The 24,740-nt window shown below is 66.9% G+C and carries 28 protein-coding genes; 9 read left to right on the top strand and 19 right to left on the bottom strand.

Annotation, left to right across the window (positions count from 1 at the left end):
* Positions 1–16: 16 nt before the first annotated feature.
* The 4 genes from BMX57_RS11560 to BMX57_RS11545 form a co-directional block, all read right to left on the bottom strand.
* On the bottom strand, positions 17–1,255 hold the full coding sequence (locus tag BMX57_RS11560; RefSeq protein WP_092366855.1) for an aspartate kinase: 1,239 nt from the start codon (positions 1,253–1,255) through the stop codon (positions 17–19).
* A 175-nt stretch (positions 1,256–1,430) separates the two neighbouring features.
* Complete coding sequence (locus BMX57_RS11555) at positions 1,431–1,871, bottom strand: DUF1178 family protein (protein WP_092366853.1); 441 nt, start codon at positions 1,869–1,871, stop codon at positions 1,431–1,433.
* A gap of 77 nt (positions 1,872–1,948) precedes the next feature.
* Positions 1,949–2,707, bottom strand: coding sequence for an EcsC family protein (locus BMX57_RS11550; protein WP_092366852.1), 759 nt, complete (start codon positions 2,705–2,707; stop codon positions 1,949–1,951).
* Positions 2,708–2,754: 47 nt separating this feature from the next.
* On the bottom strand, positions 2,755–3,252 hold the full coding sequence (locus tag BMX57_RS11545) for a GNAT family N-acetyltransferase (RefSeq protein ID WP_092367210.1): 498 nt from the start codon (positions 3,250–3,252) through the stop codon (positions 2,755–2,757).
* Between the two features lie 80 nt (positions 3,253–3,332).
* On the opposite strand from BMX57_RS11545, the gene BMX57_RS11540 reads away from it, so the two are divergent.
* Positions 3,333–3,938, top strand: a complete 606-nt coding sequence (locus BMX57_RS11540; protein ID WP_092366851.1) for a flavin reductase family protein — start codon at positions 3,333–3,335, stop codon at positions 3,936–3,938.
* Positions 3,938–4,579, top strand: a complete 642-nt coding sequence (locus BMX57_RS11535) for a CatB-related O-acetyltransferase (protein WP_092366850.1) — start codon at positions 3,938–3,940, stop codon at positions 4,577–4,579. Before BMX57_RS11540 ends, BMX57_RS11535 begins: the two co-directional genes overlap by 1 nt.
* Before the next feature lie 104 nt (positions 4,580–4,683).
* Here the strand turns inward: BMX57_RS11535 and BMX57_RS11530 are convergent, their stop codons facing one another.
* Entirely contained in the window at positions 4,684–6,318 is a 1,635-nt protein-coding gene (locus BMX57_RS11530; RefSeq protein ID WP_092366849.1) for a SulP family inorganic anion transporter, read from the bottom strand.
* Positions 6,319–6,497: 179 nt separating this feature from the next.
* On the opposite strand from BMX57_RS11530, the gene BMX57_RS11525 reads away from it, so the two are divergent.
* Positions 6,498–7,052 (top strand): invasion associated locus B family protein, encoded by a 555-nt coding sequence (locus tag BMX57_RS11525; protein ID WP_092366848.1) that lies wholly within the window; start codon positions 6,498–6,500, stop codon positions 7,050–7,052.
* Between the two features lie 75 nt (positions 7,053–7,127).
* Complete coding sequence (locus BMX57_RS11520; protein ID WP_092366846.1) at positions 7,128–8,000, top strand: S-methyl-5'-thioadenosine phosphorylase; 873 nt, start codon at positions 7,128–7,130, stop codon at positions 7,998–8,000.
* Between the two features lie 4 nt (positions 8,001–8,004).
* Here the strand turns inward: BMX57_RS11520 and BMX57_RS11515 are convergent, their stop codons facing one another.
* The gene (locus BMX57_RS11515) at positions 8,005–8,550 is read right to left on the bottom strand and encodes a hypothetical protein (RefSeq protein WP_092366844.1); all 546 of its coding nucleotides are present in this window, start codon (positions 8,548–8,550) and stop codon (positions 8,005–8,007) included.
* Between the two features lie 365 nt (positions 8,551–8,915).
* On the opposite strand from BMX57_RS11515, the gene BMX57_RS11510 reads away from it, so the two are divergent.
* The 3 genes from BMX57_RS11510 to BMX57_RS11500 all read left to right on the top strand — a co-directional run bounded on the left by BMX57_RS11510 (position 8,916) and on the right by BMX57_RS11500 (position 10,807).
* A complete protein-coding gene (locus BMX57_RS11510) occupies positions 8,916–9,545 on the top strand; it encodes a LysE family translocator (protein WP_092366842.1) in 630 nt (209 codons plus the stop codon).
* Between the two features lie 73 nt (positions 9,546–9,618).
* On the top strand, positions 9,619–10,158 hold the full coding sequence (locus tag BMX57_RS11505) for an adenine phosphoribosyltransferase (RefSeq protein ID WP_229724238.1): 540 nt from the start codon (positions 9,619–9,621) through the stop codon (positions 10,156–10,158).
* 169 nt (positions 10,159–10,327) lie between these two features.
* The gene (locus tag BMX57_RS11500) at positions 10,328–10,807 is read left to right on the top strand and encodes a fasciclin domain-containing protein (protein WP_092366838.1); all 480 of its coding nucleotides are present in this window, start codon (positions 10,328–10,330) and stop codon (positions 10,805–10,807) included.
* A gap of 232 nt (positions 10,808–11,039) precedes the next feature.
* Here the strand turns inward: BMX57_RS11500 and BMX57_RS11495 are convergent, their stop codons facing one another.
* The 11 genes from BMX57_RS11495 to coxB all read right to left on the bottom strand — a co-directional run bounded on the left by BMX57_RS11495 (position 11,040) and on the right by coxB (position 20,961).
* On the bottom strand, positions 11,040–12,488 hold the full coding sequence (locus BMX57_RS11495; RefSeq protein WP_092366836.1) for an FAD-binding oxidoreductase: 1,449 nt from the start codon (positions 12,486–12,488) through the stop codon (positions 11,040–11,042).
* Between the two features lie 38 nt (positions 12,489–12,526).
* Entirely contained in the window at positions 12,527–13,348 is an 822-nt protein-coding gene (locus BMX57_RS11490) for an MBL fold metallo-hydrolase (protein WP_092366832.1), read from the bottom strand.
* Positions 13,349–13,467: 119 nt separating this feature from the next.
* Complete coding sequence (locus BMX57_RS11485) at positions 13,468–14,058, bottom strand: GNAT family N-acetyltransferase (protein WP_092366829.1); 591 nt, start codon at positions 14,056–14,058, stop codon at positions 13,468–13,470.
* A complete protein-coding gene (locus BMX57_RS11480; protein WP_092366821.1) occupies positions 14,058–15,320 on the bottom strand; it encodes a M16 family metallopeptidase in 1,263 nt (420 codons plus the stop codon). The genes BMX57_RS11485 and BMX57_RS11480 overlap by 1 nt, the downstream gene beginning before the upstream one ends.
* Positions 15,317–16,705, bottom strand: a complete 1,389-nt coding sequence (gene thrC / locus BMX57_RS11475; RefSeq protein WP_092366819.1) for a threonine synthase — start codon at positions 16,703–16,705, stop codon at positions 15,317–15,319. The genes BMX57_RS11480 and thrC overlap by 4 nt, the downstream gene beginning before the upstream one ends.
* Entirely contained in the window at positions 16,702–17,385 is a 684-nt protein-coding gene (locus BMX57_RS11470) for an SURF1 family protein (RefSeq protein ID WP_092366817.1), read from the bottom strand. Before BMX57_RS11470 ends, thrC begins: the two co-directional genes overlap by 4 nt.
* Before the next feature lie 101 nt (positions 17,386–17,486).
* The gene (locus BMX57_RS11465) at positions 17,487–18,305 is read right to left on the bottom strand and encodes a cytochrome c oxidase subunit 3 (protein WP_092366814.1); all 819 of its coding nucleotides are present in this window, start codon (positions 18,303–18,305) and stop codon (positions 17,487–17,489) included.
* A gap of 22 nt (positions 18,306–18,327) precedes the next feature.
* Positions 18,328–18,906, bottom strand: a complete 579-nt coding sequence (locus tag BMX57_RS11460; RefSeq protein ID WP_092366810.1) for a cytochrome c oxidase assembly protein — start codon at positions 18,904–18,906, stop codon at positions 18,328–18,330.
* On the bottom strand, positions 18,903–19,064 hold the full coding sequence (locus tag BMX57_RS20675) for a hypothetical protein (protein WP_177175448.1): 162 nt from the start codon (positions 19,062–19,064) through the stop codon (positions 18,903–18,905). Before BMX57_RS20675 ends, BMX57_RS11460 begins: the two co-directional genes overlap by 4 nt.
* Positions 19,061–20,017, bottom strand: a complete 957-nt coding sequence (cyoE, locus tag BMX57_RS11455) for a heme o synthase (RefSeq protein WP_092366807.1) — start codon at positions 20,015–20,017, stop codon at positions 19,061–19,063. The genes BMX57_RS20675 and cyoE overlap by 4 nt, the downstream gene beginning before the upstream one ends.
* A 107-nt stretch (positions 20,018–20,124) precedes the next feature.
* Positions 20,125–20,961, bottom strand: a complete 837-nt coding sequence (coxB, locus tag BMX57_RS11450; protein ID WP_092366805.1) for a cytochrome c oxidase subunit II — start codon at positions 20,959–20,961, stop codon at positions 20,125–20,127.
* A 177-nt stretch (positions 20,962–21,138) separates the two neighbouring features.
* Here coxB and tldD point away from each other — a divergent pair, with 177 nt between their 5' ends.
* Entirely contained in the window at positions 21,139–22,560 is a 1,422-nt protein-coding gene (gene tldD, locus BMX57_RS11445) for a metalloprotease TldD (RefSeq protein WP_092366802.1), read from the top strand.
* Between the two features lie 16 nt (positions 22,561–22,576).
* Here the strand turns inward: tldD and BMX57_RS11440 are convergent, their stop codons facing one another.
* Complete coding sequence (locus BMX57_RS11440) at positions 22,577–22,783, bottom strand: hypothetical protein (protein WP_177175447.1); 207 nt, start codon at positions 22,781–22,783, stop codon at positions 22,577–22,579.
* A 182-nt stretch (positions 22,784–22,965) separates the two neighbouring features.
* Here BMX57_RS11440 and BMX57_RS11435 point away from each other — a divergent pair, with 182 nt between their 5' ends.
* Positions 22,966–23,874 carry a LysR substrate-binding domain-containing protein gene (locus BMX57_RS11435; protein ID WP_092366797.1) on the top strand — a complete coding sequence of 303 codons (909 nt, stop codon included), beginning with the start codon at positions 22,966–22,968 and terminating at the stop codon, positions 23,872–23,874.
* A gap of 21 nt (positions 23,875–23,895) precedes the next feature.
* Here the strand turns inward: BMX57_RS11435 and BMX57_RS11430 are convergent, their stop codons facing one another.
* Entirely contained in the window at positions 23,896–24,720 is an 825-nt protein-coding gene (locus BMX57_RS11430; protein ID WP_177175446.1) for a zinc ribbon domain-containing protein, read from the bottom strand.
* Positions 24,721–24,740: the final 20 nt, after the last annotated feature.

Here is a 24,740-nt window from a genome sequence, read left to right as displayed (position 1 = left end):
GGCCGAAGGCCGCTGCTCAGGCCACCCGTTCCAATTCGAAGGCATCATGCAGTGCCTGAACCGCGAGTTCCATGTATTTCCGGTCGACCAGAACGGAAATCTTGATCTCTGAGGTTGTGATGACCTTGATGTTGATCCCCTCATCCGAGAGCACCTTGAACATCTTGGCCGCAACGCCCGATTGCGAGCGCATGCCGATGCCGACCACCGAGACCTTGCAGACATCGGTATCGGCCACCAGTTCCGAGAAGTTCAGCGCGCCGCTGTCCTTGACCGCCAGAAGCGCCTTTTCCGCGCGCCCGACCTGATCGGTGGGGCACGAGAAGGTCATGTCGGTGCGCCCCTCGTCCGAGATGTTCTGAACGATCATGTCCACGTTCACGCCGGCATCGCTGAGCGCGGTGAAGATGATCGCGGCGATGCCGGGGCGGTCGGCGACCGAAACCGCCGTCATCTTTGCCTCGTCACGAGAATGGGCAACGCCCGAGACTACGTTGGATTCCATGATTTCCTCCTCGTCGACGACCAGCGTTCCGGCGGTGTCGGATTGTTCCTCGAAACTGGACAGCACGCGCAGCTTGACCTTGTAGCGCATGGCCAGCTCGACCGAGCGGGTCTGCAGCACCTTGGCCCCGAGCGAGGCCAGTTCCAGCATCTCCTCGAACGAGATCCGGTCCAGCTTGCGTGCCTTCGAGCAGATCCGCGGATCGGCGGTATAGACCCCGTCGACATCGGTGTAGATGTCGCACCGCTCGGCCCCGAAGGCGGCGGCGAAGGCCACCGCCGTCGTGTCGCTGCCGCCGCGGCCCAGCGTGGTGATCCGGCCCTCGGGGCTCAACCCCTGGAATCCGGCGACCACGGCCACCTTCATGCCCTGCTCGAATTTCCGGTTCAGGTTGGCTATGGGGATCTCCTGGATCCGGGCCGAGGAATGGGCGCCATTGGTCAGGAGCGGCACCTGCCAGCCCTGCCAGCTGCGCGCGGGCACGTCCATCTCCTGCAATGTCAGCGCCATCAGCCCGGCAGTGACGTTCTCGCCCGAGGACACCACCGCGTCATATTCGCGGGCGTCATAGAGCGGCGAGATCTCATCGACCCAGCCGACCAGTTCGTTCGTCTTGCCGGCCATTGCCGACACGATGACGATCACGTCATAGCCCTTGGCCACCTCGACCCCGATGCGCTTGGCGGCGCGGCGGATACGGTCGAGATTGGCAACCGAAGTGCCGCCGAATTTCATCACGAGCGTGGGCATGTCGCGCGGGGTCCTGTCGCTGGGAGCCGGTCGCCCGCGTCATAAGCGAGGGCCGACCCAAGGGCAAGGGCGCAAACCCGGCCCCGCCCGGACCGGTCACGGTCAACCGGCGGATCGGTTCGCGCGGCAGCCACCGACCAGTGCCATGCCGACGCCAGTGAGGACGACACGCAAATCAGTTGCTCTTGCGGTTGGGAATGAAGGGCAGCATCACGACCGGCACGCCGTCGTCGCGCAGCGCCTTGGCCTCGTCGGCCCGCGCCTCGCCATAGATCGACCGTTCCGGCGCGTCGCCCAGATGCATGGCGCGGGCCTCCTTGGCGAAGTCGCGGCCCACGAAATCGGCATTCTGTTCGATCTTGCGGCGCAGCTCTGCCACCGCCTTCTCGGCGCGGTTGACCGGCTCTGTCAGGCGTGGCGCGGGTTTTGCTGGGGCCGGATCGGCGTCCCGTCCGGCACTCACGCGCGGTGTCATCACTGCCTTGTGCACATCGCTGCCACCGCAGACCGCGCAGGACACAAGGCCCGAGGCCGCCAGTTTGTCAAAGGCTTCGGCCGACTGGAACCAGCTGTCGAAACAGTGGCCTTCCCTGCATTTCAGCGCATATTGGATCATTTTGATTTTCCGTCTGCGACCCCGAAAACCTACCCATTATCCCTGCAATATCAAGAGGGAACGCTGCGGCAGATCTCTCATCGCGGCAAGGCCTTGACCCGCCGGGCCAGCCGGTCCACCAGCTCTTCATGGGGAATACCGGCATCCATCGCCAACTGGCGCAGGCCGAAATGCACATGGGCGATCTGCTGGTAGTAGCGGGTATAGGCAAAGTTGATGCCCGCACCGGCCACCGCCCCCAGCACCGGGACCGTCTGCGCCGCCAGCTTCTGGCCCAGGGCGGTCGCCAGGCGCGGGGCGACCGTCGCGATCAGCTTGTGCATCGCGCCGCCGCTCAGCGTCAGCCGCACCGACAGGAACCCCAGGTCTGCACCGTCGTCATCCGCCAGCGGGCCGGCCGCGGCGAACACCCGAACGCAGTCGAAGCGCACATTCTCGGCCTGCGGATCGAACCCGCGCGCCGCAGCGACCCCCTGGATTGTGCGCAGCAGCATCGTCGTCGTCGCCGGAAGCTCGACCATGGCCGAGGGCAGACCGCCGAATCCGCCCGCCGCCCCCATTGCGGTCGTCACCGCCGTATCGACCCAGGGTTTCTGGTCGGGAACGGCGCGGCGGGTGCCGTCCGCCGCCTGCATCGCCAGCACCAGCGCCCGCTCCGACGCGGCGCCCAGCCCGGCCCGCACCTCGCGCGGCAAGCGGTCGAGCAGGGATTCGGCCTGCCCGCCCAGCATGTTGAGCAATTGTATCCCGGCCCCGCCCGCGGACCTGTAATGCGCGGCCAGCCGGTCCAGCTCGACCTCCGGGTCCAGGTCCGTCACGGTCACGATGTCCTGCATGGGGCGTCCTCCGTAGACGGAATAGATCGGCACTGGACGCCGCGATTTCAATGCATCTCGCCGCTCCAGCGTGTCACCGCACCCCGGAGCCCGTCCCACGCGCCGTCCTGCAGCGCCAGCCCCAACACCCGGTCGGGATTGGTCGGCGGCGGCATTTCGACACCGTCCAGGCGCGCGAAACCGTAGCGGGCGTAATAGGGCGCGTCGCCCACCAGCATCACCCGCGTCCAGCCGCGGTCGCGCCCGGCCTCGACGCCCTCCTGGATCAGGAACGCGCCCAACCCCTCGCCCTGGTGGGTCGGATGCACCGCCACCGGCCCCAGCAGCAGCGCCTCGGCGCCGCCCACCAGCACCGGCCAGAACCGGATCGCACCGGCCAGGATCCCCTGCTCGTCCCGCGCCACCAGCGACAGCCCCGGCACCGGGTCGACCCCTTCGCGCAGGCGATAGGAGGACAGGGCCTCGCGCCCCGGCGCGAAACACAGGTCGAAGAGCGCCTCGACCTCCCACCAGTCCTCGGGGCCCTCAGGCCGCACTTCGATCACCTGCCCGCCCACCTTCCAATCAACGGTGGCAATCGCCCTACCACTTCGCTACCCCTCGGGCAAACGCTTGGAGACGCCCGATGTTCTACCGCCCGCAGGATGGCCACGGCCTGCCGCACAACCCGTTCAACGCGATCATCACGCCGCGCCCGATCGGCTGGATCTCGAGCCGGGACGCCGAAGGTATCGACAACCTGGCACCCTATTCCTTCTTCAACGGCGTGGCTTATACCCCGCCGCAGGTGATGTTCGCCTCGACCGGGGCCAAGCCGGACCAGGACAACACCAAGGACAGCCTGGCGAATATCGAAGCCACCGGCGTCTTCTGCGTCAACATCGTGGAGGAAGCGATGCGCGACGCGATGAATGCCAGTTCCGCGGCCCTGCCGCGCGGGACGGATGAATTTGCCCATGCCGGGTTGACCGCCGAGCCCTGCGAGACCATCCCCTGCGCCCGCGTCGCCGGTGCACCGGCCGCGCTCGAATGCCGGCTGACGCAGATCGTCACCCTGCCGGGGGCTGCCAATCGCGTGGTCTTCGGCGAGGTCACGGGCATCCACCTGCGCGACGACTGCCTGCGCGACGGCATCTTCGACATCACCGCCTTTCGCCCGCTGGCCCGCCTGGGCTATCGCGATTACACGGTGGTGCGCGACCTCTTCACCCTCAAACGCCCGGACGACTGATGCCGCTGCCCGACCCGACGCGCCGCTACCCGATCACCCTGCCCGACGGCACCGACCACGCCGGCACCGTGTTCCTCAACCAGGCCATCGAAAACCAGCGCTTCCAGGCGGGCGACTACAGCTACGCGTCGGATTTCGACCCACCCACAGACTGGGCAGCGCGCCTCGCCCCCTACCTGTTCCCGTTCTCCGAAGAAACGCTGCACATCGGCAAGTTCTGCCAGATCGCTCACGGCGTACGGTTCATCACCGCCTCCGCCAACCATGAAAGCCGCGGCATCAGCAGCTTCCCCTTCCCGGTATTCGATCCCACCGGCATGCGCGGCTACCAACCCGACACGCGCGATACGGTGATCGGCCATGACGTCTGGATCGGCTACGGCGCGCTGATCCTGCCCGGCGCCGAGATCGGCAGCGGATGCATCATCGGCGCGGGCAGCGTGGTGCGCGGCCGGATCCCGCCCTACTCCATCGTGACCGGCAACCCGGCACAGGTCGCAAGACCCCGTTTTGACGCCGAAACAACCGCGCAACTCCTGGACCTGGCCTGGTGGGACTGGCCGCCCGAACAGATCGCCGAAGCCGAACCGGCACTGCTGTCGGGCGACATCGCGACACTGCGCGCCCTGCGCCCCGGCTGACCCTTCCTCTCGCGGCAAATACCTCGGAGCGCGAGGCAGAGCCTCGCCCCGCGCGTCAGCGCATATGACTCGCGCGCCGCAGGCGCGCTCAATCTGCCGACGGCTCAGTGACCGCCCAGGATGCCGGTGCGCACCGAGTAATCGACCGCCAGCGCGTAATCGGGGTCGTCGTCGCTGTCGACCATCAGGTGCCCGGCCTTGGTCAGCAGCTTGTGGCAGTCCCGGCTCAGATGGCGCAGCTTGACCTGCTTGCCGGCCGCCTCGTAACGCCCGGCCACCGCCTCGATCGCCTGCAGGGCGGACTGGTCCACCACCCGGCTGTTGGCGAAGTCGATGATCACCCGCTCCGGGTCGCTCTCGATGTCGAAGATCTCGCCGAACCCGTCCGACGAGCCAAAGAACAGCGGGCCCTGGATCTCGTAGACCTTGGCACCCTGCTCGGTGCGCGACTCGCGCGTCACGGCATGGATGCGCTTGGCATTGTTCCAGGCATAGGCCAGCGCCGAGACGATCACGCCCACGACGACCGCAACCGCCAGGTCCTCCATCACCGTCACGACCGTGACCAGCAGGATCACGAAGGCATCCATCAAGGGCACCTTGCGCAGGATGGTCAGCGAGTTCCAGGCGAAGGTGCCGATCACCACCATGAACATCACCCCCACCAGCGCGGCCAGCGGGATCTGCTCGATCAGCGGCGCGCCGACCAGGATGAAGGCCAGCAGGAACAGCGCCGCGGCAATGCCCGCAATCCGGGTGCGGCCGCCGGATTTCACGTTGATCATCGACTGGCCGATCATCGCGCAGCCGCCCATGCCGCCGAAGAAGCCGGTCACGGTGTTGGCCACGCCCTGGGCGATGCATTCCTGGCTGGCGCCGCCGCGCTTGCCGGTCATCTCGCCCACCAGGTTCAGCGTCAGCAGCGACTCGATCAACCCGATCGCGGCCAGGATCACCGAATAGGGCAGAATGATCTCCAGCGTCTCCCAGGTCAGCGGCACGATCGGGATGTGGAATTGCGGCAGGCCGCCCTCGATCGAGGCCAGATCGCCCACGCGCGGCACGTCCAGCCCCGCCCCGATCACCAGCGCGGCCACGACGAAGATCCCGGCCAGCGGCGCCGGCACGATCCGCGTGATCCGCGGCATCACCCAGATCACCACCATGGTCAGAGCCACCAGCGCAAGCATCAGGTAGAGCGGGCCGCCCGACAGCCATTCGCCGCCCGACATGCCGTGGCCGGTATTCTCCATGCTGCCCGGCACCTTGAATTGCCCCAACTGCGCCAGGAAGATCACGATGGCCAGCCCGTTGACGAAGCCCAGCATCACCGGGTGCGGAACCAGTCGGATGAACTTGCCCCACTGCATGATCCCGGCCACCAGTTGCAGCAGCCCCATCAGGACCACGGCGGCGAACAGGTATTCCACCCCGTGCTGCGCCACCAGCGCCACCATCACCACCGCCAGCGCGCCGGTCGCGCCCGAGATCATCCCCGGCCGGCCGCCGATCAGCGCGGTGATCAGACCGACGATGAAGGCCGCATAGAGACCCACCAGCGGATGCACCCCCGCGACGAAGGCAAAGGCCACGGCCTCGGGCACCAGCGCCAGCGCAACAGTCAGGCCCGCCAGCAGCTCGATCCGGATCCGGCCCGGCGTCAGCCCCTCGTCCGGCATCCAGCGCAGGTCGGGCATGGCAAGACGTTTGGCAAAGGCGGCCAGTATGGCTCGGCGCATGGGCACGGGCTCCTGTGGTTGGTATCTCGTCGCAGCAAAGGCGCCTCTTAGCGCAAACATTTCTCGAAGGCCAGCGCGGTTGCGGGTAGCAGCCATGCGGCGCGCGCATCTCCGGGCGCCGCGCGGAACCACGGGAACGTGAGTTGCGCGCGCACCGGCGCTGCTGTCACGCTGCCTCCATGCGCGCGCTTGCTCTCTGCCTTGCCGTCCTGGCCGGCCCGGCCCTGTCGCAGGACCGGCAGGGCAACGACACGCCCGGCGACTGGCGGGTTACGCATCATTCCGTCTTCGGCATCTGGAACTCCATGTGCGACATGCGCGAGGAAGCCGGCACACCGGTGCGCCGCTGTTACCTGCGCCGGGTCGACGTGTTCTCGCCGCGGCCCGAGTTCGCCGCGCAATTCCTGTTCGTCACGCCCGAGCGGGAGGGTTATCGCGTCTCCTTCGGGATCGAGCCGGGCACGTTCTTCGCCTTGGACGGGTTCCGGATCGAGGGCACCGAAGGGACCGACTGGCAAACCCGCCGCCCCGGCTGCCTCTCCGGCCTGTCGTGTAACTTCACCGGACCGGCGGCCGAGGCCCTGCTGGAGGCCATGCGCGAGGGCGGGGCATTCCGCTTCACCTTCCGCGACCGGCACGGCCAGCCGCAGGACCTGACCTGGCCGCTGGACGACTTCGCCGCCGCCTGGGCGGACTTCCAAGGCCAGGCCGCGCAGCGCGGACTGCTGCCCTGACCCCTTGCCAAACCGGACCACGCGCCCCACAACCGAGGCGCGAAGCATCGTTGCAGGGAAGAGGGGAGCGTTGCGATGGCAACCACACGGATCGGGGTGATCGGCGGATCGGGGCTCTACCAGATCGACGGGCTGCAGGGGGCCGAATGGGTGTCGGTCGACAGCCCCTGGGGCGCGCCCTCGGATCAGATCCTGACCGGCACGCTCGAGGGCGTCCCGATGGCCTTCCTGCCGCGCCACGGGCGCGGCCATGTTCATGCGCCGTCGGAGGTGCCCTATCGCGCGAATATCGATGCGCTCAAGCGGCTTGGCGTGACCGACGTGATCAGCGTCTCGGCCTGCGGCTCGTTCCGCGAGGAGATGGCGCCGGGTCATTTCGTGATCGTCGATCAGTTCATCGATCGCACCAGGGCCCGTCCCGGCAGCTTCTTCGGGACCGGCTGCGTGGCGCATGTGAGCATCGCCCACCCGACCTGCGCACTGCTGTCGACCGCTGCCGAGGAGTCAGCTCGTGCCGCCGGGATCACCGTGCATCGCGGCGGAACGTATCTGGCGATGGAGGGGCCGCAATTCTCGACCCTGGCCGAAAGCCGCATGTATCGCGACCAATGGGGCGCCGACGTGATCGGCATGACCAACATGCCCGAGGCCCGGCTCGCCCGCGAAGCCGAGCTTTGCTATGCCTCGGTCGCGATGGTCACGGATTACGACAGCTGGCACCCCGATCACGGCGAAGTGGACATCGCCACCATCGTTGCCACGCTGGGCGCAAATGCCGACAACGCCCGGGCGCTGCTGCGCGGTCTGCCATCGCGCCTTGGGCCCGGGCGCGCGCCCTGCCCCCACGGCTGCGACCGCGCGCTGGACCATGCCATCCTGACGGCGCCCGAACATCGCGATCCGGCCCTCGTCGCACGGCTCGACGCCGTGGCGGGCCGGGTTCTCTGAGCGCTCAGTTCGTCGCGGTGGTCGGAACCGGGCAAGGGCTGGGATTCAACGGGCCGGGCCGACACACTTTCTTGCCCACGAAGCTGCCGGTCATCGCCGGCCACTCCAGGTAGGCGCCGCCACGCTCGAAACTGCCGCCGGCATAGAACCAGCCCGAAGCCGTGTTGTTGTAGGGGCTGACATAGGACACGCCCACTTCGAATTCCGGCTTGTAGGTCAGGTTCCCCTGCTTGAGCAGCCCGGTGCCCGTCGCCTCGAACACGATGTCATTGGCGTCGTTGCGCCCCGCCGTGCCCTTCAGCGGGACACTGCCGGTCGGCTTCTCGAAGCCCGGCTGCGAGAAGCGGAAATTGCGCAGCTGGCCCTCGAACTCACCGGTTCCCTCGTTGATCACGAAGGCGAAATCGGCGGCGAAACTGCCGGTGTCGCGGAACTTTCCCTGCATAACGGTCTGATAGCTGGTCTGCTGGTATTTCGCGGTCTCTTCACAACCGGCAATGACCAGGATCGCGGCCAAGGCGGCGATCACCCTTGTCGGAAACAACATCATGCCCTTTCCCGGAGCGACAGGCGCCCCGCACTTGTTACGAGGACCGGACCCTAGAAGCCCGCCACAGCCTTGCCAAGGTGAATCGGTCGCACCTCAACCGGCGCTACCTATGCGGCACCCAAGTCAAGACCTTGATCCACAACCTGTTTCATCCTGAGCATGTGCTGCCGGGGCGGGCGAGATTTGTTTCCATGATAGCATCAATGCCATAAAAAGTTGTGCAACAATTTCCAATGGCTGAACGGGCTAGGGTACGTAATTGCCATCTTCACCTTGCGGCGGATCATCGCCGCACGGGTCCAGCTTGATCCGTTTCGGGGCCGCGTCTAGGGTGGCGCAAACCTGATCCCAGACCGGAGATCCCCATGCCGTTCGACCTCTGGCTGGCCTTCGTGGCCGCCTCGACCGCCCTGCTGCTGATCCCGGGTCCAACGGTGTTGCTGGTGCTCAGCTATGCGCTTTCCAAGGGGCGCGGCGTGGCCGTGGCCTCGGCCACCGGCGTCGCGCTGGGGGATCTGATCGCCATGACCTCCTCGCTGGCCGGGCTCGGTGCGCTGGTCATGGCCTCGGCCACGGCCTTCTCGGTGCTCAAATGGGTCGGGGCGGCCTACCTCGTCTGGCTGGGCTACAAGCTGCTGCGCAGCGCGCCGACGCGGGGCTTGGCGACCGTCGCACCGGATCGGGACGTGACCGCGAGCGGGGTGCTGGCCCACACGGCGGCGGTGACGACGCTCAATCCGAAATCCATCGCCTTCTTCATCGCCTTCGTGCCGCAATTCCTGCAACCGGATCGGGCGCTCGGGCCGCAATTCGCCATTCTGATCGCCACCTTCGTCAGCCTCGCCGCGCTGAACGCGCTGGCCTATGCGCTGCTGGCCGACCGGCTGCACCGCTGGATCGCGCAGCCCCGGGTCGTCACCGGATTGACGCGCGCAGGCGGCGTCACCTTGATGGGGATGGGCGTGGCGATCGCGCTGTTGCGCCGCCCTGGCTGACCGCGCAACGCCCTTGATCTACGGCACGGCATCGGCCAAACCGGACAGGTCGATGCCAGCTCAGGAACCGCCCGTGCCCAGTTCGAAAACCGTCCGCGACTACATCCGCACCATCGTCGATTTCCCGCATGAAGGGATCATGTTTCGCGATGTGACCACGCTGTTTGCCGATCCGCGCGGCTTTCGCATGGCCATTGACCAGATGCTGCACCCCTATGCCGGCGAGCGGATCGACAAGGTCGTGGGCCTCGAGGCGCGCGGCTTTATCCTGGGCGGCGCCATCGCGCATCAGCTCAGCGTCGGCTTCGTGCCGATCCGCAAGAAAGGCAAACTGCCGGGCACGACGATCAGTCAGGACTACACACTGGAATACGGCGAGGCCATCGTCGAGATCCATGATGACGCGATCCAGCCCGGCGAAAAGATCCTGGTGGTCGACGACCTGCTGGCCACCGGCGGCACGGCGGCCGCGGGCATCAAGCTGATCGAGCGGTTGGGCGGCGAGATCGTCTCCTGCGCCTTCATCATCGACCTGCCCGATCTGGGCGGACGCAAGGTGCTAGAGGCGATGGGAATGGACGTGCACGCGCTCTGTGCCTTCGACGGCGACTGAGCTTCCGATCACATTTTTTTGACTGGTTGTCCACGGCGGCGCTGGCTTAGCGCCAAGCCCCCTCGAGTCAACCTCAGGTGGCAGGAAATCGCAATGAACCGGCAGCGATCCACGACCGTAGAAGATGCGATGCCACGAACGGCATTGCAGCATTCGAGGACTTGAACCCATGCTTCGTAATTTCGCATTCGCCACGGCCGCCACCGCCCTGATGGGCACCGCAGCATTGGCCGGCGGTCACGCCAAGGATATCGTCGACACCGCCGCCGGTGCGGGCGATTTCAACACGCTGGTCGCCGCGGTCGAGGCCGCCGGACTGGTCGAGACGCTCAAGGGCGAGGGGCCGTTCACCGTGTTCGCACCCACCGACGCGGCCTTTGCCGCGCTGCCCGAAGGCACGGTGGAAACCCTGCTCAAGCCCGAGAACAAGGATCAGCTTGTGGCGATCCTCACCTATCACGTGGTGCCCGGCAAGGTGATGTCGGGCGACCTGAGCGACGACATGACCGCCGCAACCGTGCAAGGCGGCGAGATCACCATCGACCTGGATGACGGCGTCATGGTCAACGACGCCAAGGTCGTCGCCGCCGATATCGAGGCGGAAAACGGCGTCATCCACGTGATCGACAAGGTTATCCTGCCCAACTGACCCGAGAGTCGGATTACGGGGGCGGCAACGGTCCGTTGTCGCCCCTGTTTGCTGTCTGACTGGACGCCTGCGCCGTGCTGAATCCAGAGCAGAGGCAAACCAAGGCACCTACGACACGACATGACCGGCGGCGATGCGGTGGCCCATCCCACGCCTGGCTGGTTCGCTCATCGCCTCGGGAACGGGGCGGCAAGTGTGCGAAATATGATGCCGCGATCTTCGGAGGCCCGATCTATGGCCCCGACGGCACCCCCAAGCGGTCCTGATTCATCCGCAGCACCGCGCCGGGGTTCATGATCCCGGCCGGATCCAGCGCCGCCTTGATGGCCCGCATCGCCGACAGCTTGGCGGGATCGCCATAGCGCTCCAGCTCGGCCACCTTGATCCGGCCGATGCCATGCTCGGCGCTCACCGATCCGCCCATGTCGTGCACCAGGTCGTGCACTGCCCGCTGCACCTCCCAGCGCAACCCGTCATAATCCGACCGGGTGCGGCCGGCCGCAGGAAACACGTTGTAATGCAGGTTCCCGTCTCCAAGATGCCCGAAGCAGTTGATGCGGATATCGCCGAACCGGGCAAGCAGTTCGCCGCCGCGCCGGATGAACTCGGGAATGGCCGAGATCGGCACCGAGATGTCGTGGCTCGACACCGCGCCGATCCGCTTGTTGGCTTCGGGGATATGCTCGCGCACTGACCAGAGTTCGTCCCGCTGCGCCTGCGACTGCGCCACAACCCCGTCACGGACCAGACCTCGCGCCAAAGCATCGGCGAACAGATCCTCCAGCGCCGCCGCGGGATCCAGCCCTGCGGCCAGTCCCAGCTCGACCAGCACGCACCATTCCGGCGGCATGTCGAAGGGCTGACGCAGATCAGGCAGCGTCTCGGCCAGGAATTCAAGGCCCTGCCCGTGGATCAGCTCGAAGGCACTGATCCCCTCGCCCAGGCGGTCGCGCGCCATCTCCAGCAGGTCCAGCGCCGCCCGGGGCGATGACACGACCAGCATTGCCGTCCCCTGCCCCGCCGGCACCGGACAGAGCTTCAGCGCGGCCGCCGTGATGATCCCCAGCGTGCCCTCGGCCCCGATCAGCAGGTTCCGCAGGTCGTATCCGGTGTTGTCCTTGCGCAGCCGGCGCAGTCCATGCCAGATCGCGCCATCGGGCAGCACCGCCTCGAGCCCCAGGCACAGGTCGCGCGCATTGCCATAGCGCAGCACGTTCACCCCGCCCGCGTTGGTTGCCAGGGTGCCACCGATCCGGGCCGAACCTTCGGCCGCCAGCGACAGCGGAAACAGACGCCCGGCTGTGCGCGCCGCCGCCTGCACATCGGCCAGCACCGCGCCCGCCTCGGCAACCAGGACATTGTCGGCCGGATGCACCGTCCGGATCGCCGACATCCGCTCCAGCGAGATCACCAGCGGGCGTGGCCCATCGGGCATGACCTGGCCGCCGACCAGCCCGGTGCCGCCGCCATATGGCACGACCGGCACCCGCGCTTCTGCGGCGGCCCGGACCAGCGCCGACACGTCCTCTACGTCGCGCGGCAGCGCAAGCAGCCCGGCCTGCCCGGCCAGCCGCCCGCGCGGTTCGGACAGATAGCGCGGCTCGACCGGGCGCAGGACGCCCTCGAGCAGCACCGCGCGCAGCGTCTCGGCAAAAATCTCGTCGGCGGGGTTCAGCGGCATGTCCATTCCTTGCCGGAGCGACCGCCCGGCGACAAGCCCTATTCCGCGGACAGACGCTGCGGCTCCAGCACCATGACCGTGGGCCGGTCCGGCAGGGTCCGCAACGACACTTCCAGCGCCGGTCCGCCCACGCGGGTCACCGCGAAATCATCGGAAATGCCCGCCAGGAACGCCTCGAGCGAATAGCCCGAGAACCAGTGCATCGGGATCACCACCGAGCTCTTCAGCCGCTGCAGCACGGCGATCATGTCCGGCAACGGCATGGTATAGCCGCCGTCCACCGGCGCCATCACCACGTCCAGCCGGCCCAGCATCGCGAATTGCGCGTCGGTGGGCATGTGATGCAGATGGCCCAGATGGCCGATGCACAGACCGCCCACCTCGAACACGAAGATCGAGTTGCCGCGCGGCTCGACCCCGCCCCCGGCCGAGCGGATGTCCGTCGACACGTTGCGCACCAGCATCTCGCCCAGGTCGAGATGGTGCTCGACACCCTCGCCGAACGGCCCCCACCCCTTCAGGACATGCGGGATCGCCGGGTCGGGGTTGGCCGTCCAATGCGTCGTATGTGCATGGTTCATCGTCACCACGTCCGGGATCAGATCCGCCGTGCCGACGAAGCCGGTGAAATCCGTGACCACATCGAGGCCACCGGGCGTTTGAAGCAGGAACGAGGCATGGGCGACATAGTGGATCCGCACCGCGTGGTCCGGCACCGGATCCTGCCAGCCCGCCAGGTGCACATATTCGACACCCGGTGCCGCATCGGCGATGGCGACGCAATGGCTCGGCCGGCGCTCCTGCGCCGCGGCCGAAGACGCCGCCAATCCGAGAGCCAATGCCAGTGTCACCAATCGCATGCAGCAAGAATAGACCGAATCCGTCCCGGGTCACGCCTGTAAATTTCATCTTTTTCGGAAATACTCCGGGGGAGTCCGCTCACAGAGCGGACGGGGGCAGCGCCCCCGACACCGGCCGGTCAGGCCGGACCCACCGCCGTTCGCCCGCGCCGATCCGAGCGCAGGCAGGCGTAAAGGACATGGGTGCGCCAGCGCCCGTTGATCTGCAGATAGGACTGCGCCACACCTTCGTATTTGAACCCCGAGCTTTCCAGCAGCCCGCGCGAGGCCGCGTTCTCCGGCAGGCAGGCGGCCTCGATGCGGCTCAGGTCAAGCCGCGAGAAGGCGTGATGCACCAGCGCGCCGATCGCCTCGCGCATGTATCCCTGCCGGGCGAAGGACTGGCCGGTCCAGTATCCCAGCGTGCCCGCCTGCGCCGGACCGCGGCGGATGTTGTCCAGTGTTATCGCGCCCAGCAGGACATCGTCGTCGCGGCGGAACAGGAAGAGCGGGATGGCCGAGCCGCCCGACACCGACCGCTGTGCCCAGTAAACCCGGTTGGTGAACGCCTTGCGGCTCAGGTGGTCGGGCGACCAGATCGGCTCCCACGGGGTCAGATAGTCCTGGCTGGCGCGTCGGAGCGCGGCCCATTCGCGGAAATCGGAATGTGCGGGCGGACGCAGGCGCAGCCGTTCGGTCTCCAGCTTCAGCCTGCGCTTGCCCAGCAGCATCACGCCGCGCGCCTCTCCTGCAGGTCGCTCAGGCGCGGCGCCCCGGCCACCGGACCGTAGAGCGCAAGCGCCGCCGGGGCCTGCACCGCCAGCCCCTCGGCAAAGCCGCGCACGTCGGCCGTGGTCACCGCGTCGATCCGCGCCACCGTCTCCGACAGCGGCGGCACGTCGTCCCAGATCTGCACCAGCCGCGCCAGCCGCTCGGCGCGGTTCGACGGGCTCTCCAGCCCCATCAGCAACCCGGCCTTCATCTGGGCGCGGGCGCGGGCGACCTCGGCATCGCTCATGTCACTGGCGGCGCGCTTCATCTCGTCGATGGTGATCCCGGCCAGCTCCGCCACCTGTGCGCCGCTGGTGCCGGCATAGATCGTCGTGGAGCCGGTATCGGCATAGGCCCCGGCCTGGGCGAAGATCGTGTAGCACAGGCCGCGACGCTCGCGCATTTCCTGGAACAGACGGCTCGACATGCCCCCGCCCAGAGCCGAGGCGTAGATCTGCGCGGTATAGATCGCGTCGTCGCGATAGCCCGGGCTTTCGAAGGCCAGCGCGAAATGCGCCTGCTCCAGGTCCTTGTCGTGTCGCGCCTCGCCGCCGGTGAAATGCGCAGGCTCGGCCAGAAGACCGGGCCGGCGCTGCAGATGGCCGAACGCCGCCTCGGCCAGGCGCACCAGCGCATCGTGATCGACCGCGCCGGCGGCCGACAGGATCATCTGTTCCGGCCCGTAGTGCTGTGCCACGAACCCGGCCAGATCCGCCCGGGAGAACGCGCTGACCCGCTCGGACGGGCCGAGGATGCTGCGCCCAAGCGGCTGATCGCGATAGCACTCCTCCTGCAGCCAGTCGAAGATCACGTCATCGGGCGTGTCATGGGCCTGGCCGATCTCCTGCAGGATCACGCCGCGCTCGACCTCGATCTCGTGGGCGTCGAAGACGGGGTTCATCACGATGTCGCCGACCACGTCCAGCGCCAGCGCCACATCCTCCTTCAGCACCCGCGCGTAGTAGGCCGTGACCTCGCGGCTGGTATAGGCGTTGATATAACCGCCCACATCCTCGATCGCCTCGGCGATTTCCAGCGCGCTGCGCCGCGCCGTGCCCTTGAAGGCCATGTGCTCCAGGAAATGGGCGACGCCGTTCTGGTCGATCCGCTCGTGCCGACCACCGGCGCTGACCCAGATCCCGATGGCCGCCGATTGCAGCCCGGGCATGTGCTCACTGACGATGCGAAAGCCGTTTTCCAGTTGATCCTGCTGAACCGTCACGCGTGGATATGTCCCCTGATGTGATCCTCGATGGCGCCCAGATCGTTTGCGATCCGGTGCACCCGCTCGGGCTTCTCATACAAGTTGCCCATGCGCGATGGAAGGGGGGGAAAGACGCCGCTGGCCTCTTCCACCGCCGCCGGAAACTTGGCGGGGTGAGCGGTGGCCAGCGTCACCATCGGCACACCGGGGCGCGCCTGCTCGCCGGCGACCTTCAGCCCGACCGCGGTGTGGGGGCAGACCAGCTCGGCACTCGACGCCAGTGTCGAGCGGATCGTCGCCCCTGTCTCCGTCTCGCTGGCGCGGCCCGAGGCATAGGTCTCGCGCAGCGCCTGCATCGCGCCCTGGCTGACCTCGAAACCGCCGGTCTTCAGCTCGTCCATCAACTGCGCCACCGCGCGCCCGTCCTGATCGTAGGCATAATACAGCGCGCGCTCGAAATTCGAGCTGACCTGGATGTCCATCGAGGGGCTGATGGACGGGATCGTGTCGCCCTTGTGGTAACCCTGCCCGCTCAGGCAGCGATGCAGGATGTCGTTCTGGTTTGTGGCCACCACCAGCCGGCCGATTGGCAGGCCCATGCGACGGGCGATGTAGCCGGCGAAGATGTCGCCGAAATTGCCGGTGGGCACGGTGAAATCGACCGCCCGGTGCGGCGCGCCCAGGTTGGTGGCGGACGAGAAATAGTAGACGACCTGCGCCAGCACCCGGGCGAAGTTGATCGAGTTCACGCCGGCCAGCCGCACTCCGTCGCGGAACTCGAAGTCGTTGAACATGGCCTTCACCGCGGCCTGGCAATCGTCGAAATCGCCATCCAGCGCCAGCGCGTGCACATTGGCATCTTCGGGCGTGGTCATCTGCCGGCGCTGCACCTCACTGACGCGGCCATGCGGAAACAGGATGAACACGTCGACATTGTCCAGCCCGCGGAACGCCTCGATGGCGGCGCTGCCGGTGTCGCCGCTGGTGGCGCCGACGATGGTCACCCGTTCGCCGCTGCGTTCCAGCGCTGTCTGGAACAGCTGCCCGATCAGCTGCATGGCGAAGTCCTTGAACGCCAGGGTGGGGCCGTGGAACAGCTCCAGCAGGAAGGCGTTGGCGTCCAGCTGCCTGAGCGGCGCGCGGGCGGCGTGGCCGAAGCCCTCATAGGCCCGGGCGATGATGCCGCGGAACTCGTCCTCGCTGAAACTGCCCGAGACATAGGGCCACATCACCCGGAACGCGATCTCTTCATAGGGTTGCCCGGCCAGCGCGGCGATCTCGTCGCTGGGGATCGCCGGGATCTCGGCGGGCAGGTAAAGGCCGCCATCGCGCGCCAGGCCGGTCAGCATCGCCTCTTCGAATGTCAGCTCGGGCGCCTGCCCGCGGGTCGAGATGTATCTCATGGTTTCACGCTTTCGGATCGGCTGCGGCCGCGCCGCAGGAAATAGACGGTCATCGCGGCCCAGACCGCCGCAAGACCGAACCAGGTGATGGCATAGTGCAGGTGATCGTTGGGAATCCCGGCGCTGTCCACCGGCAGCGGTGTCACATCCGGATCGGTGGGCGTGCGCGCGATCAGCAGCACCGGCTCGGTGTCCAGCGCCTCGGCCAGCGCCGGCACGTCGCGGGCAAACCAGATGTTGCCGTCCTTGTCCGGTTCCGGCGTGTAGCCGTCGATCTCGTCCGGCCAGTGCAGGTTGCCGGTGACCTGTATCGGCCCCGTCGCGCGCGGTGCGTCCTTGGCCTCGGTCGGCACGAAGCCGCGATCGACCAGGATGCGGCGCCCGCCGGTGCGGAACGGCGCGATGATGCGATAGCCCGGCCCGACCCGCTTCACCGAGACCAGCACATGCACCTCGCCCCGGTCGAACGTGCCCTCGGCGCGCACGGGAAGGTAGCGGTCGGTGTCGGGGTCCGGATCCACGGGCAGCGCCACGGGCGCGGCTGCGATGCGGGCGTCGATCTCGGCCAGCAGCGCCTCTTTCCAGGCCAGGCGCTGCACCTGCCAGATGCCGAGGCCCAGCAGCACGGCAAGCCCGACAAGGCCGAAGGTCAGCACGAACAGAAGGCGGCGGGTGGGCATAAACGCGGGTCCGGAAGGCAAAAACGGCGCCCGTGGCAATTCCCGGGCGCCGTTGTTTCTTGCGCGTCGGGGGCGGATTTGCAACCGCCCCGGGCGCTGCGTCAATTCATCAGCGGCGCCTGGCCCCAGATGTAGACGGCGAAGAACAGGAACAGCCAGACCACATCGACGAAGTGCCAGTACCAGGCCGCCGCCTCGAAGCCGATATGCTTCTCGGGCGTGAAATCGCCGCGCATCGCCCGGATCAGGCAGACCAGCAGGAAGATCGTGCCGATGATCACATGCGCACCGTGAAAGCCGGTCGCCATGAAGAAGTTCGAATAGAACTGGTCGCCGCCGAAGGTCCAGTCCTCATGCGCGATCAACTGCCAGTATTCATAGCCCTGAAGGACGGTGAAGAAGACGCCCAGCACGATGCCGATGGCCAAGCCCTGCACCAGCGCCTTGCGGTCGTTGTTGTGCACCAGAGCATGGTGCGCCCAGGTCACGGCACAGCCCGACAGCAACAGCACCAGCGTGTTGATCAGTGGCAGATGCAGGGGATCCACCGCATGGATCGCCGGGGCCACGTATTCGCTGCCCACATACTCCTGCATCGGATAGATCCGGTGCTTGAAGAACGACCAGAACCACGCGGCAAAGAACATCACCTCGGAGGTGATGAACAGGATGAAGCCATAGCGCAGGCCTATGCGCACCACCGGGGTATGGTCTCCGACCCGGCTTTCGGCAACGACGTCGGACCACCAGCCGAACATGGTGTAAAGCACGCCCACCAGCCCGATCAGGAACACCCAGTGGGTGATGCCGTGCATCCACAGCACCGCGCCGATCAGCATGACGAAACCGCCCAGCGAGCTCAGGAGCGGCCAGATGGAGGGGTTGAGAATATGGTAATCGTGGTCTTTCGCGTGTGCCATCAGCGTCCCTTACCTTGCGGCCTTAATTCGTATCTGTTGCGGTGTCCGCCTCGAGGGCCGCGTATCCCTCGGGCAGATCTATCTCGTAGAATGTATACGACAGAGTGATCGTATGCACATATTTGCCGTCGCGGTCCTCGACGATCTCGGGATCGACGAAGAAGGTGACCGGCATCTGGACCCGCTCACCCGGTTCCAGCACCTGTTCCTCGAAACAGAAGCAGGCGATCTTTTCGAAGAAGCCGCCGGCCTGGTAGGGCGTCACGTTGTAGGACGCCTGCCCCGCCACCGGTCGGTCGGTGGGGTTGTAGGCCTCGTAGAAGGCCAGCCCGGTCTCGCCGATGCGGATTTCCATCTCGCGTTCGACCGGGGTGAATTCCCAGGGCATGCCGCGCTCGCGGCTGGCGTCGAAGCGCACGGTGATGGTCTGGTCGAGGATCTCGTCCGAGCCGGCCTCGGCCACGCCGGTCACCCCGCCAAAGCCGGTGACCCGGCAGAACCAGTCGTAGAACGGAACCGAGGCCCAGGCCAGGCCGCCCATCAGTAGCACGACTCCGACGGTCTGCACGACCGTCTTGCGGGGTCCGGTCAGGCCCTTCATTGCTGCACCTCTCCAGTGGGAAGCAGGAAATCACCGCGGCTGACCTTGACCACGGTCAGGCTGAACACGATCACGATGAACCCTGCCAGCGTCAGCGCCAGGCCCAGGTTGCGCCCGAAGCGGCGCTGGTGCAGCTCATGGGGTTTGCGCAGGCTCATCCCCAGCCTCCCAGTCCAAAGGGCTTGAGCAGAGCCTCTGTCAGGATCGCGCCGAAATGCAGGAACAGATACAGCAGCGACAGTTTGAAGAACCCGCGCTCGGCCTTGAAATTGTCGGCCTCGGCATCGGCCTCGTCCCGGCGCCAGATCGTCCAGGCACCGCGCAGGAACAGCGCGTTCATCACCAGGGCCACGGCCAGGTAGACCGGCCCGCCGATATCGGTAAAGGCAGTGCCCACCGCCAGCAGCGCGAGAAGCGCGGTATAGACCAGGATATGCACCCGGGTGGCGCGGCGGCCGTGGGTGACGGTCAGCATCGGCACGCCGGCATCGTCGTAATCGTTGCGCATGAAGAGCGCCAGCGCCCAGAAATGCGGCGGCGTCCACATGAAGGTCAGCGCGAACATCAGCCAGGGCTCGATGCTCATGCCGCCGGTGGCCGCGATCCAGCCGATGACCGGCGGAAAGGCCCCCGCGGCACCGCCGATCACGATGTTCTGCGGCGTCGCCCGCTTGAGCCACATGGTATAAATCGCCACGTAGAAGAAGATGGTGAAGGCCAGGAAGGCGCCGGCAAACAGGTTCGTCGCCAGCGCCAGCATGATGACGCTCAACCCCGACAGGGCCAGCCCCAGCGCCAGCGCCTCGCCGGGCGCGATCTTGCCGGCCGGGATTGCGCGGCGGCGGGTGCGCTTCATCACCCGGTCGATATCGGCGTCCCACCACATGTTCAGCGCCCCGGACGCGCCGCCGCCGATGGCGATGAACAGGATCGCGCAGAACCCGATCACCGGATGCACCGTGACCGGCGCCGCCAGCAGGCCCACCAGCGCGGTGAACACAACCAGCGACATCACCCGCGGCTTGAGCAGCGAGAAATAGTCGCCGAAACCCGCCTCGTCCTCGCGGACGGGGTTGCGCAGGGGGCTGGCGTTGAAACTTGCGTCACTCATGTCCGGTCCTTGGGCGTCACGGAGGCGCGGAGACCGCGCGTCCTACGTCTTGATCGTCACGCGGGACACGCGGGCCGGGAAACCGACCTGCCGCCCGGTCCAGCCTGTCAGTTCGAGGCCACCTGCAAGCTCTGCGGCACGCCGGCGAATTCCTCTTTCGCCTCGGCCAGCCACTGGTCATAGGCCTCCTGACTGACCACCTTCACGGTGATCGGCATATAGGCGTGGTCCTTGCCGCACAGCTCGGAACACTGGCCGAAATAGATACCCTCGCGGTCGGCATTGAACCACAGCTCGGCCAGGCGCCCCGGCACCGCGTCCTGCTTCACACCGAAGGCCGGAATGGTCCAGCTGTGGATCACGTCGGCGCCGGTGACCTGCATCACCACGGTCTTGTTCACGGGCACCACAACGGCGGTGTCGGTGGCCAGCAGGTATTCGTCCTGGCTATAGCCGTTCTCTTCCAGCGACTCGCGGTCCAGCATGAAGCTCTCGAAGCCGAACCCCTCGTCGATATATTCATAGCCCCAGTACCACTGGTAGCCGGTCACCTTGATGGTCAGGTCGGCCTCGGGGATTTCCTGCTGCTTGAACAGCACCGGCAGGCTGAAGGCGCCGATGAAGACCAGGATCAGGATCGGCCCGATGGTCCAGAGGATCTCGACCGGGGTGTAATGCGAGAAGCTGGACGGGGTCGGGTTGGCCCGGCGGTTGAAGCGCAGGATCGCATAGAGGATCAGGCCGCCCACCAGCAGACAGATCAGGGTGATGATCACCAGGACGATCCAGTCGAGCGATTGCAGGTCTCGCGCCAGTTCGGTCGCGGCGGGCTGGAACCCGGTGCCGCCCGGGACCGGCTTGCCGACGGATTCCAACTCCTGCGCGGCGGCGGGCAGGCTCGAAAGGGCGGCAAGGGGCGCCGAGAGCTTCAAAGCGTTCTTCATTTTCTGTCCTGATCGTTTGATCTTGTTCCCGTCAGACCGGGCCGGGCATGAATCGGACACACCCGGCCCGTTGTCTTTGGCTGCGTTAAAAACCATATTCCGGACTACAGATAAAGCGAAATGCTTGCGTCAAAGAGACGCTTTTTTGATCTGGATCAAACAGCGAGGCCCCGCCGCATGTCACAGGACGCGTTCCGCCCATTCGAAGCCGCCCTTCCCCTGGACGAGGCGCTCCCGCTCTTGCACGGCGCGCTGGACGGGGCCGAGGATGGCGAGCTTTTCGTCGAACGCCGCCGGTCCGAGGCGCTGACCTTCGATGACGGGCGGCTGCGGCAGGCCTCGTATGATGCGTCCGAGGGCTTCGGTCTGCGCGCGGTGAATGGCGAGGTCGCGGGCTATGCCCATTCCACCGATGTCTCGATCCCCAGCCTGCGCCGCGCCGCCGAGACCGCGCGCCTGGCCGTGGGCGATGGCGGCGGCACCTATGCCGACCCGCCCCAGGCCACCAACCGCCATCTCTATACCGATGCCGACCCGATCGCGTCGGCGGAGTTTCCGGTCAAGATCGACACGCTGCGCGAGATCGACGCCTTCGCGCGTGGCCTCGACCGGCGGGTGGTGCAGGTGACCGCCTCGGTCGCCGCCTCGCATCAGGAGGTCGAGATCCTGCGGCCCGACGGAACCCATCTGCGTGACGTGCGGCCGATGACGCGGCTCAACGTCTCGGTGATCGTCGAGCAGGACGGCCGCCGTGAAAGCGGCACCGCCGGCGGTGGCGGGCGCGTGGGCCTCGACGGGCTGATCGCGCCGGACGCCTGGCAGGCCAGGGCGCGCGAGGCGCTCAGGATTGCGCTGGTCAACCTCGAAGCGGTGCCGGCACCGGCCGGCGTGATGGAGGTGGCACTGGGGCCCGGCTGGCCGGGGATCCTGCTGCACGAGGCGATCGGCCACGGGCTGGAGGGCGATTTCAATCGCAAGGGCAGTTCGGCCTTTGCCGGGCTGATGGGCCAGCGGATCGCGGCCAGGGGCGTCACCGTCGTGGATGACGGCACCATGCCGGACCGGCGCGGCTCGATCAGTTTCGACGACGAGGGCACGCCCTCGCACCGCACCACGCTGATCGAGGACGGCATCCTGGTGGGCTACATGCAGGACCGCCAGAATGCCCGGCTGATGGGCATGGCGCCCACCGGCAACGGGCGGCGGCAGAGCTATGCGCACAAGCCGATGCCGCGGATGACCAACACGGTGATGCTGGGCGGAGACGCCGATCCCGCCGACCTGGTGGCGCAGATCAAGGACGGCATCTGGGCGGTGGGCTTCGGCGGCGGCCAGGTCGACATCACCAATGGCAAGTTCGTGTTCTCCTGCACCGAGGCCTACCGCGTGCAGGACGGCAAGATCGGCGCCCCGGTCAAGGGTGCCACGCTGATCGGCGACGGCCCGACCGCGCTGGGCCGCATTCGCGGGCTGGGCAACGACATGGCGCTCGATCCCGGCATGGGCAATTGCGGCAAGGACGGCCAATGGGTGCCGGTCGGCGTGGGCCAGCCCACGGTGCTGATGGACGGGCTGACCGTGGGCGGCTCGGCGGCCTGACACCGCCGGTCCGTCGTCACGGCGCCGGGCCGCTCGCGTCGATCACCACGAAGTCCCGCACGCCGTCCGTCCAGACCGTGCGCCCAGCGGTGCTCCGGTGGCGGTCCCTGGTGAAGCCGATATCCTCCAGCAGGTGCGGCGACAGCGCAGCCAGCCTTGCCAGTGCCTCCTCGGTCTTCGCGTCGGGCGGCGGCGTGGGCGCGCTTGGATCAGCAAATCTCAAGGCTTCCGCGCAACGGGAAAGCGCAAACATGACCCAATGGCGCGATGTGAAACTCGCTTTGGCTATTGGCATGGCGTGCTCTCCGTTGCTGATGGCCAGATCAGGATTACTTGTGAACTCCGCTTGCGGGCAAACCAGTTTTTCGCCTAGGTTGGATCAGGAAAACTGATCCAACGCCCGCCATGCCCCTGCCACCGCTCAATGCCCTTCGCGCCTTCGAGGCCGCCGCCCGGCACAACGGCTTCGTCGCCGCTGCCGACGAGCTGTGCATCACGCGCGGCGCGGTCAGCCGGCATGTCAAGCTGCTCGAGGCGCATCTCGGCGTCACCCTGTTTCGCCGCACCCACCGGGGCGTGGACCTGACCGCGGCGGGCCAAAGACTGCTGCCTGTCCTGACCGACGCCTTCTCCGCGATCGAGCGCGAGACCCGCAGCCTGACCGCCCAAGGCGCGGAACTGCGGATCATCTGCCCGCCCGCCCTGTCGATCCGGTGGCTGTTCCCAAGGCTCGAGTCGTTCCGCCGGGACCACCCCGAAATCCGGGTGCGGCTGACGACCGAGTTCTACGGCCAACAGGGGTTCGACGCGGCGGAATACGATCTCGGCATCTCGCTGGAGCACCGGCCGGGACGGTCGCCCGACATCGAGGTGCAACCGCTTTTTCCGATGGTCCTGTCGCCGGCCTGCGCGCCGGATCTGGCGGAAGGTGGTGCCCGGCTCACTGATCCACACCAGGTCGGCGCGTTCACCCTGTTGCACGAAAGCCCGAGGCGCAGCGACTGGGCCACGTGGCTGGAGACCTTCGGCATAGGCGGCGTCGATGTCGAAAGCGGCGAGGTGTTCCCGAATCTCGACATGGCGGTCCGGGCCGCCGTGATGGGCTCGGGCGTGGTGATGGCCGACCTGTTCCTGTGCCGCGAGGAACTGGCGCGCGGTACGCTGGTGCTGCCGTTTCCCGACATGCGCTGCGAAACGCCGGAGGGCCGCTATTGCCTGATCGGTCCGCGCGACAAATGGAAGGATCGCAAGGTGCGGGCGTTCCGGGACTGGGTGGCCGGCATGTCGGGGATGGATACCGACGCCGCGCGCTGACCGGCCCCGAGCGGTGACGCCTCAGAACCGGCCCTCGGTGCTGATGTGAATGGTCTCGCCGCAATGCTTGCAGTGCACGGCGTCGGCGTCATGCACCAGCAGGCCGCAATGGGGGCATTCCTTGCGCACCTTCGAAGGGCGGAACAGCACCTGCGCCAGCCGAAGGAACAGGGTCACGCCGACGATCATCACCCCCACCGACAAGAGCCGCCCCGAGGTGCCTTGCAGGGTGATGTCTCCGAACCCGGTGGTGGTCAGCGTTGTGACCGTGAAATACAGCGCATCTGCATAATTTCCGATCTGCTCATTGGCCTCGTTCTGCAGCGCATAGATCAAGCCGGTCATGATGAACAGGAACACCGACAGGTTGATCGCGGCAAAGATGATCTCTTCGTTGCGCCGGAAATACGGGAAATCCTGCCGCAGCCGCGCCAGCATCTGGTAGGTGTGCAAGAGCCGCAGCGTGCGCAGGATGCGCAGGAAGGCCAGCCCCTCACCGGCAATGGGCGCCAGGAACGACACCATCGAGATCAGGTCGGCCCATGTCGCCGGCCGCATGAAGAACGCCATGCGGTCGTGATCGAGGCGCAGCCGGATCAGGAAATCGGTAAGGATCAGAACGCCGAAGATCGTGTCCACCACGGTGATTGCCGTGGTGTGCGGAATGAACGAGGATCCGACCACGAAGAGGATCGTCACGATGTCGAAGACCAGCAGACCATAGCGGAACCTGTGCGCCCGCGGCGTCGACCCTTCGTAGAGCGCGCGCAGTCGCGCAACCCGCGAAGGCTTGGCCGATGCGGCGGCACTCCCGGTCTGGGTTGAGGTATCCTGGGCCTCGTCCATCCGTGCAGTCTGCACCGAAA

It is taken from the genome of Cribrihabitans marinus (assembly GCF_900109035.1).
GTDB classification, from domain to species: domain Bacteria; phylum Pseudomonadota; class Alphaproteobacteria; order Rhodobacterales; family Rhodobacteraceae; genus Cribrihabitans; species Cribrihabitans marinus.
Note: the sequence above shows the minus strand (reverse complement) of the source record. Positions and strands in the feature narration are given on the sequence as shown.